General features: G+C 43.2%; 5 protein-coding genes. All 5 read left to right on the top strand.

Translation table 11 applies throughout. From position 1 onward, the window contains the following. Window positions 1-1,748 (top strand): RHS repeat domain-containing protein (locus HHL17_RS33290; RefSeq protein WP_169229163.1); only part of this gene is annotated, 1,748 nt, incomplete at its 5' end. 5 nt (window positions 1,749-1,753) lie between these two features. Then, window positions 1,754-2,230, top strand: a complete 477-nt coding sequence (locus HHL17_RS33285) for a hypothetical protein (protein WP_169229162.1) — start codon at window positions 1,754-1,756, stop codon at window positions 2,228-2,230. Between the two features lie 194 nt (window positions 2,231-2,424). Beyond that, on the top strand, window positions 2,425-2,979 hold the full coding sequence (locus HHL17_RS33280) for a hypothetical protein (protein WP_169229161.1): 555 nt from the start codon (window positions 2,425-2,427) through the stop codon (window positions 2,977-2,979). 208 nt (window positions 2,980-3,187) lie between these two features. After that, complete coding sequence (locus HHL17_RS33275) at window positions 3,188-6,388, top strand: RHS repeat domain-containing protein (RefSeq protein WP_169229160.1); 3,201 nt, start codon at window positions 3,188-3,190, stop codon at window positions 6,386-6,388. A 233-nt stretch (window positions 6,389-6,621) separates the two neighbouring features. Beyond that, window positions 6,622-8,111: DUF6443 domain-containing protein (locus tag HHL17_RS33270; protein ID WP_240976051.1), on the top strand; the 1,490-nt coding region annotated here is incomplete at its 3' end.

The raw sequence follows: 8,111 nt of genomic DNA, 5'->3' as shown, positions 1-8,111 counted from the left end.
GCCGGATACGGACTGTTTATCAGGCTGGTCAGGCGCCTGACTTTGTATACGACTATTTTGTAAAGGACCACCTGGGTAATACGCGGTTGGTGCTAACGGAGCAGACGAATTTATCCATGTATGCTGCGACCATGGAAACACCCAATGCAGCCAAAGAAAACCTGCTGTTCAGTAATATTGACAATACCCGCAGCAACAAACCAATCGGTTACCCGGCAGATGAAAGCGCCGGCAAAAATGAGTCAGTGGCTAAACTGACGGCTACCGGCACCGGTAAAAAGATCGGTCCTTCGCTGGTGTTAAGGGTCATGGCAGGGGATACGATTCAGCTGAGTAGTAAGGCGTTTTATAAATCCAATGGCCCGGTTAACAAAAACAGTCCTGCTGTACCGGCGGAAAATATGGTAGCGGACCTTATTGCTGCCTTTGGAGGGACCGCTTCTGCTGATGCTACGCACGGTAGCGTAGCGCCGGTAGGTAATATGCCATTTAATGCTAATTTTTATAATAACGATTATCGCCAGCTGAAAGAAAAAAATCCTGACCAGCAGCCGGGTAAACCCAAAGCTTATCTGAATTATGTTTTATTTGATGACCAGTTTAAGATGGTAAACGAAAACAGCGGGGTGAAGCAGGTAAAAGCAGAGCCGGATCAGTTGCAGACGCTTTTGCAAGATAAAATGGTCATGAAAAAGAGCGGATTTTTGTATGTTTATACCAGTAATGAGAGTACGCAGGAGGTATTCTTTGATAATCTGCTGGTAGCACAAGCCAGTGGGCCGGTGTTGGAAGAGACGCATTATTATCCGTTTGGATTGACGATGGCGGGGATTAGTTCGAATGCGTTGATGGGAACCAAATATCCGGAGAACAGGATGAAGTATAATGGGAAAGAGCTGCAGAATAAGGAGTTTGGGGATGGAAGTGGATTGGAGTGGTATGATTATGGAGCGAGGATGTATGATGTGCAGACAGGTCGGTGGCACGTTATTGATCCATTGTCCGAAAAAATGAGGAGATGGTCTCCATATAATTATACGTTTAACAACCCTATCAGGTTTGTTGACCCGGACGGGATGGTACCTGGCGACTTTTATACAGAGAGAGGTAATAGAATTGGCACAGACGGTATAAATGACGGTAAAAAGTATGTTGTAACAAATAAACAGGAGGTTAAAGATATTGAGAAGATCGATAAAAAAGGTGGTACGACCCAAGTGAGCACGGTATCATCGGCGGTTCAGCTACCGAGTAACGCTGCCTTAACAGAAAGTCTGAATGTTTTAGATAGAACGATTGCCAATAGAGGTTTGAAGGAGGAGGCATCTATTGTAATGAGAGATGGAACCGTAGTTCGGGGCCAAACGGGTCCCGAACCTACAATAGTTAATAATATACAAAGTGCTCCCAGCTCCTTACCAGATTTGCCAGCAGGTACAACTACAAGAGATGTGGAAGCCTCGATTCATTCACATCCTACTACCGTGCAGCAAGTGGGCGACATGTTTTATCCGCAGTCAGCAAATACACCTTCGACTGGCCCGCGTACCGATCAACAAACATTTTGGCAATACCAAACAAACATCATAGTAGGACCGTTAGGTACAGTTAATCGTAATAGTGTCACCAAAAAACCGGATGGGACGTTAAGTATTCCTACCAGAACTAATGGTGCTGTTATATATGATAGTAACTCAATTCCTAGAGTAGAACTTACAAGGAGAGCCATTGAAAAAATATTAAGATAGTAACTATGCGAAGTCTATTGTTAATAGTTGTATGTATTCTTTGTCGTCAAACGTTATTGGCGCAAGGGGAGAGAAAGGAATTTGATTTTATTATAAGTATAGATGGAGAGTTGCCCAAATCTCTGTATAATCCCCAAGTACTTATGGAAAATGATGATAACAGGAAAGTTATGAATGTTAGTTATTATCCAGGAAGATTGTCATTTAGTCATGACGATTATGTCAGTTTGTTATCATCGCAGAAAGGTGTAAAGCTGATTCTGAAATTTGACTACTATGAATATGCAGCAAAAGGCCAGCGAAAGATACATAACTATGAAATCGAGATAGGAAGGAACTGGTTTGACCAATCGTATATTATTTTAAAAATATACAATTCTGCTAAAAAAAGAGGTAGAAAGAAATTGCATCCTTTAAGTGAAAAGGACTACACTTTCGACCTGGAATATCCGGGCGGTTCGATGTTACATGTGCAGGAGTAGAATCGTTAGGATATAGACAAAATAGAGACGAATATTGTTTTAGGGTATATTCAAAAGAACACATCTCCTTCACTGGAGGTATAGAACTTCGGAAATTATAAAAATGCCGGGCATTCTATAATGCTGGGGAACTTTGTTACAATAAAGTTTGATGATCTAAAGAAGGCAATAGGTCAGTTAAATCGAAAATAAGTATGAAAGAAAGTCCTTCGGTAGTTTGGGGCATTGGAATATTAATACTGCTTAGCATGGATTCATGCAGTCGTTATATTGATAGGGTAGCCGGAGAAAATAAAATGCAAATAAACCAGGGTGACATAACCTTTTATCCGGATAGTAATATATTGATTTACCGCAGTGATATTGGACTAAAGACTGATGATGTAATACTGAAACCCAAACCATTTTATGTGAAGCTTCCTAAAGGGATAAAGTGGTATACGATGACAAATTCTACTTCATTCTTATTTTACTATGCTGATCATCAATCTGTTATTATTAACATTGATCTTTCGGATTTTTCAACTAAAAGGGATTCAATATATGAACCAGCGATTTCTGAACTAGCAGCTTTTATCAATACCTTCCCTTTGGATGATAGCAAATATAATGTTGGTAACATAAGAATCAACCCGAGAAGAAGACAATGTATTGTTAGAAAAGATGCAGCAACAATACTTCTTTATAATATAAATGATAATAAATTTGATAAATTTAAAAGCTATCTGCAGGAGTTTAGATTTCTATAGATACATTGGTTAAGGGGTGGGAAAACTTGAAGGGTGAGTTTGTTTATTTTAAAGTTTTCGACTCTTATAAACCTATTAACAATAAGCAAACTATTTATTATTTCATTATTCAAAACGTTTAAACCATTTGATCACTATATCTATCCTCATTACCATGTTCCTATGCACTGTATTTGCTCTTACGAGACGTTTTTTCATCTGCCTGGCAATGTTGTATTGGTTATTGGGTACAGACTGTTCCCGTTTATATGCGCAGTCCGAGTCCAAAATGACGGACCTGCCCAAATTGATTCCTCCTTCTCCGAATGCCGCTGCACTGGGTAAATATGGGGATGTGCCAGTAGGGCTGTATACAGGCATCCCCAATATAGGTATTCCGCTTTATACGGTGAAGCTGGGAAAATTTTCCTTGCCGATATCCCTTAACTACCATTCCAGTGGTTTAAAAATAGAGGAAAGGGCCAGTAATGTGGGATTGGGATGGTCGCTAAACGCCGGAGGGGTAATCACCCGTACTGTGCATGGGAAGCCGGATGAATCGGCGCTGGGTTATTGGAATTACGGCAATGTGGTGCCTGCCGATCTGAGAGGCCATGACCTTACGCAGTTTTTGGGTGGTTCTTATGACAGTGAGCCTGACGTGTTTTACTATAATTTCGGTGGGAAGAGCGGGAAATTTGTCATAGACGCAACGCCGGAGAAGAAGGCCCATATCATTCCCTTTCAGGATCTATCCATCTCACACGATAATACATTGTCCAGGTTTGAAATAGTGGACGAAAATGGAATCAGGTATATATTTAGTGCCAACGAGATTTCGCATGTTGATGGCGGAGGAGGATTAATTACCAGCCACACGTCCGCCTGGTACCTGACCCAGATTATAACGCCTTTTGGTACGGTTGATTTGAGCTATTCTGCAACAGATGATTTGCCTGAAGTGATACAATACTCTTCTGTTGATTATCTGCAGGCGGCAGGAAGTTATAGTAGATGTATGCCGCTGGACCTGTCGAGCTCTGTTTCGAGCACCACTTATAATGGTAAGGTGCTGACTGATATTACCACCCCATTTGAAAATGTACATTTTTATAATACAGGCAACCGGCTGGACCTGCAGGGCGTATCGAAAGTAGATTCAATGGTTGTTTCCGATTATAAAGGAGTATCTAAAATGAAATTTGGATTGTCCTATAGCTATTTTGAAAATAATGGAAATTCTTTCAGACTTAGACTGGATAGACTGACACAATATGCCATCAATGATACCAGCACCTTAGTACATACATTTGAGTATTATGCACCAACGGCTGTTCCAGCAGTAACCTCTCTTTCTCAGGACTATTGGGGATACTTTAATGGCGCGCAGAATACCACGTTGCTGCCAGAAATTGATCCCCGCGTTTGGGGACCCTTATATAGCAAATCCGGAGCCAATAGAAAACCTGATGCAGCTTACGCGATCACTGGTGTACTAAAGAAGATAATTTATCCTACCGGCGGATATACCCAGTTTATTTATGAAAGTAATGACTATGGGTTTAAGGAGGGCAGAATGATTACTGATCGACCGGAAATAGCCGGCGTGGCAAATACTTCCGCTTCCATGACCAACACCGTAAATGCTCCCTATAATGCGAAAACCTTTACGATAGACCATGTGCAAAGAATTTCCATGACGATAGGCGGCAACTACAGTGGGGCAACACCCGTTGAAAACGGTCCCAGTGTGTATGTAAAACGAATCAACACCGACGGAAGTAAGACGGTGCTTTATGAACAGTTTATGATTAACGCCACCGCTACCAGGACCTTGGATATTACTGATGTAGGGACTTACGAAATCTCGGCGGCGGTGGATGGAAAGGTGCAGAATGCTTCTATCCGGGTAGATTACTTTGCCTATGGTACAGATACGATCAAAGTAGTGAAAGGTGGTGGGTTACGAATTAAAAGTATTATTAACAATGACGGGGTTACTCCTGTGGAAAATATCCGGAACTTTTACTACCGTATGGAAGGGGATACTTCCCGTTCTTCAGGAAACCTGATCAGCCCTTACATGTTCGCCGAACTCAAAACAACAAACAGCGGCCTCTGTACTTTTCTGCAACGCGCAACTTTCTCCACCAACTATTTAGGGTTCACTCAGGGGGCTCCTGTAGGGTACAGCTGCGTAAAAGAGGAGGTGTCCGGTGCTACCAGCAATGGATCGGTTGTGTCGCTTTTTAAGAATGAGGCTCCCAATACGCGTGCTGCTTTGTATGCATTTGATTTGCCAGGTCCCGACGGCACACCGAATATCAGGGCAAATGGCTTGTCAAATAAGGCCGCTACTGACATGGATGTCTTTAGGGGACATCTGATGACAGAAAAATACTATAATAACACTGGTCAGCTTATTCGGTCGGTAAACAATAATTACACCATTGATCGCTACGGTCAGGGATTACCCAACTATTTTGAGGTAAAAGTCATTCAACCATTTTCATTTCAGGTATGTCTGAAGGATTGTGAAATATGTGATCCGGGGAATCCGCCTAACCCGATAGGTTGTCATGAGTTCGCGATTAAGAACTATTCCTACGCTGAAAGCCGCATTGTCAGCCCTTGGATCGTTAAAACCCGAACTATCGAAACAGATTATTTTCCTGAGAGGAATGATTCTTTACAAAAGGAAATCCGTTATTATTATGAGAATCCGCAGCATGGTCTGCTCACCCGTATGGTAGCGTTGCAAAGTACAGGAGATAGTCTGGTCACTGTCAGCAAATATCCACTGGATTCCATCAACGGATTGTCAGCCAGCGCTGCTGCGGCTAAGTCTCTACTGGGAGCCAAACACTACGCGGCAACATTATTACAGCAGTCCAAGCTTAAAAATAATAGCTCCGTGGAAGAGGTGGTGATCAATTACAATGTATGGCCATCGGGTTTGCCTTTGCCTGAAAGTGTTTTCAGTCGTACACTAAGTAATCCGATGGAAAACAGACTTACGTTTTTTAGCTATGATAACACAGCTAATATACTGGAACAGTCAAAAAGTAATGACGTGCATGAAGTCTATTTATGGGGGTATAAAAAACAATATCCTGTCGCTAAAATAGCAGGAGGCGACTATAATACCATTATATCTAACGTAGATAGCAACGTACTGGACAATCCAGCCAATGATGAAGCGCTGAGAAATGAAATCGACAAAATAAGGAAGGCGCCAGGCAATGAGAAAATGCTGGTTTCGACATATACCTATTCTCCTGTTTGGGGGCTCACCAGTGAAACCGATCCTGCCGGTAAAGTCACCTTCTATGAATATGATGGTTTCGGCAGACTTAAACTCATCAGAGATTTGAATGGTAAAATACTTAAACAATTCGATTATCGGTATCTGCAGCCCGTTGGCCAATAGCTGGGTCACTGTTTATGGCTGCTTTTATTGAAAATGCTCTGGCGATGATCATCTTCGCCAGGGCTTCCTGTTAAAATCTATTCTCTGATCTGTTAAACTGGAAAGTTGTTTAACTAAAAAAGGATGGGATTTTACCTACAAAAGCTCTTCATATTTCAGATACCCTATTTGAATAATATTTTATATTTTTAACTGCTGAATCCTGTTTCAACTGTTGCCCAAGCATAATACCTATGAGAGCAAGAAATCAACGTAGCTACATCCAAATTTCTGCATTTTTGTTGTTTACAGCTATTTTGTCCGGTAGCCAGATGGTCTCAGGCCAGAATCCTGGCGGTGGTGGACTTCCAGGAGCGACGCCTGAAAACATCCCTGGCGCCTATACGAATATGACCATCAGCTATATCCGGACCTGGGAGCCTTCCAAGCCGCTTACAGATCCGACAGCTGTGACAGCCCCGGGTAATACGACAGCCGATGTAAAGCAGGCCACGCAGTACTTTGATGGGCTTGGCCGGCCATTGCAGACGGTGATGAAAGGTATGGGCGGCGCCGGTAATGACATGGTAACCCCGGTGATATACGATGCTTTCGGGCGCGAGGCGTTTAAGTATCTGCCTTATATGCATGCCGCTACCGATGGCAAGTTTAAAACGACTGCTTTCAACGATCAGGACCAGTTTTACCGGAATTCCGGTAAGTACCCCAATGAACGGATATTTTATAGCAAAACAGAATTTGAGGCTTCCCCATTGAACCGGGTGCTGAAAACCTATGCCCCAGGCAATAGCTGGACCACTAAACCGGTGACAATACAATATCTTGTCAACACAGTCAGCGATTCCGTGCGTATCTGGAATATGGACGCTGCCGGAAATGCTGTCAGTCCGGGTACATATGCTGCCGGACAGCTGTCGGTGACGGTAACAACAGACGAAGACGGTGGTCAGGTGGTGGAATACAAAGACAAATCCGGTCAGCAGGTGCTTAAAAAGCTACGCGTGGCTGGTAATAATGCCGGCACCGCCCATATGGGATGGCTGTGCACCTATTACATCTATGATGACCTGAACAATCTGCGTTTTGTGATTCCGCCGTTGGGGGTAGAGAAAATCACCGGAAACTGGAATACTGCAGCCATCGCAGATGGTCTTTGTTTTCAATATGGCTATGACAGCCGGAACAGGATGATCACCAAAAAACTGCCGGGTGCAGGCGCAGTGGAAATGGTGTATGACGTGCGTGACCGGCTGGTATTTACGAGGGATGCCAATCAGCGCACGCAGCAGCAATGGCATGTCACCTTTTACGACGGCTTGAACCGCCCGGTGGAGACAGCGCTCTACAACAGGGATATCTCACGGGAGGTGCTACAGACGCAGATGAACAGCGCCATTACCAATACCGGTAACAGCAGCTATGTTTTCCCGGGTACAGCTGATCTGACAGTCGCTTATCATGACCGTAACCTCTATGAAGCCACCAATTCTGTGACGTTGGAAAGTGGTTTTGATACCGGCAATAGTACAGATGCCGACATCAATATTAATCCTTCTATGAATAATGGAGGAGTGAGCATGGCTGTCACCAATCCGTTGCCGGATGTATTCAGCAGTGGTACGCTGATACCATTAACTTTTACTTTTTATGACAAATACGATTATCAGGGGGTGAAACCGTCCCTGAGCAGCGATTTCGGTAAACCATCTGACTCCGGTAACCT

Source organism: Chitinophaga fulva (assembly GCF_012927205.1).
Lineage (GTDB): Bacteria > Bacteroidota > Bacteroidia > Chitinophagales > Chitinophagaceae > Chitinophaga > Chitinophaga fulva.
This window is presented reverse-complemented; position numbering and strand designations above follow the sequence as displayed.